The organism is Streptosporangium heterodermiicola (genome assembly GCF_051390675.1).
Taxonomy (GTDB): Bacteria; Actinomycetota; Actinomycetes; order Streptosporangiales; family Streptosporangiaceae; genus Streptosporangium.
This window is the reverse complement of record NZ_JBPJSR010000064.1, coordinates 1-1,990: the sequence shown is the minus strand read 5'-3', so window position 1 is coordinate 1,990 and position 1,990 is coordinate 1. Positions and strand designations below refer to the sequence as shown.

The following is a 1,990-nucleotide window of genomic DNA, read 5'->3' as shown; positions in this document are numbered from 1 at the left end:
CGCACCCGCCACCACCGCGGCCGCGATCTCCCCCTGGGAGTGACCCACCACCGCCGCCGGCTCCACCCCCAGCGAACGCCACACCTCGGCGAGCGAGACCATCACCGCCCACAACACCGGCTGCACCACATCCACCCGGTCAAACCCCGGCTGACCCGCCTCGGCCCGCAACACCCCGGTCAACGACCAGTCCACGAACCCCGACAGCGCCACCTCACACTCCGCCATCCGCCCCGCGAACACCGCAGAGCTCTCCAGCAGCTCAACCCCCATCCCCAGCCACTGCGACCCCTGACCGGGGAAGACGAACACCGTCTTACCGTCCGAGCCGGGCGCGCCGGTCACCACTCCGGCGCTGACGCCACCCGAGGCCAGCGTCGCCGTACCGGCGAGCAGCTCACCCCGATCCGCGCCCACGACCACCGCGCGGTGGTCGAACACCGACCTGGAGGACGCCAGGGAGTGGGCCACGTCGGCGTCGGAGTCGGTTCCCGCCTCCAGCCACGTCCCGAGCCGCTCGGCCTGGGCCCGGAGCGCGTCGCCCGTCTTCGCCGACAGCACCCACGGCAGCACCGGCAGCTCTGCGGGCACCTCGGCCTCGGCCGCCTCCTGGGCGGGGGCCTCCTCCAGCACCACGTGCGCGTTCGTACCGCTGACCCCGAAGGAGGAGACGGCGGCCCGGCGCGGGTGGTCCCCGGAGGTCCACGAGCGGTCCTCGGTGAGCAGCTCCACGGCACCGGCCGACCAGTCCACGTGCGGGCTCGGCTCGTTCGCGTGCAGGGTCCGAGGCAGCACGCCGTGCCGCATCGCCATCACCATCTTGATGATTCCGGCGGCGCCCGCGGCGGCCTGGGCGTGACCGATGTTCGACTTGATGGACCCCAGCCACAGCGGCCGGTCCTCAGGCCGGTCCTGGCCGTACGTGGCCATCAACGCCTGCGCCTCGATCGGGTCGCCGAGCGGCGTCCCGGTGCCGTGCGCCTCGACCGCGTCGATGTCGGCGGGCGACAGGCCCGCGTTGGACAGGGCCTGGCGGATCACCCGCTGCTGCGAAGGACCGTTCGGAGCGGTCAGGCCGTTGCTCGCGCCGTCCTGGTTGACCGCGCTGCCCCGTACGACGGCGAGGACCTGGTGGCCGTTGCGCTGAGCGTCCGACAGCCGCTCGACGAGCAGCATGCCCACGCCCTCACTCCAGCCCGCGCCGTCGGCGTCCGCCGAGAACGCCTTGCACCGGCCGTCGACGGACAGGGCGCGCTGCCTGCAGAACTCGATGAACGTTCCCGGGGTCGCCATCACCGTCACGCCACCGGCCAGGGCCAGGTCGCACTCGCCGTTCCTGAGCGCCTGCACGGCCAGGTGCAGCGCGACCAGCGACGAGGAACACGCCGTGTCCACGGTCATCGCGGGCCCCTCGAACCCGAACGTGTACGACACCCGCCCGGAGGCGACGCTGCCGGAGTTCCCGGTGCCGATCAGGCCCTCCAGCTCCTCCGGTATGGAGGTGAGCTGGCTCGCGTAGTCGTGGTACATCACGCCGGTGAACACGCCCGTACGGCTGCCGCGCAGGTGGTTCAGGCGGATACCGGCCCGCTCGACCGCCTCCCACGACGTCTCCAGCAGCAGCCGCTGCTGCGGGTCCATCGCGAGGGCCTCACGCGGGCTGATCCCGAAGAAGCCGGGGTCGAAGTCACCGGCCTCTCCCAGGAAGCCGCCGCGCCGCACGTAGGAGGTGCCGTGGGCCTCGGGGTCCGGGTCGTACAGTCTGTCCAGGTCCCAGCCGCGATCGGTGGGGAAGTCGCCGATGGCGTCCGTGCCGGACGACACCAGGTTCCACAGTCCCTCGGGCGAGGAGACGCCGCCGGGGTAGCGGCAGGCCATCCCCACGATCGCGATCGGCTCGTCGTCGACCATCGTCCTCGCCACGGTGACCGCACCGGCCGAGGCGGCTCCGCCGAGCTCGCTCGCCAGGTGATCGGCCACCGCCTGGGCG

1 protein-coding gene is annotated in these 1,990 nt (G+C 72.7%); it reads right to left on the bottom strand.

The window, feature by feature from the left end:
- The coding region (locus tag ACSC1Q_RS42880) for a type I polyketide synthase (protein WP_436764494.1) at positions 1–1,911 on the bottom strand (1,911 nt) is incomplete at its 3' end.
- Positions 1,912–1,990 lie beyond the last annotated feature (79 nt).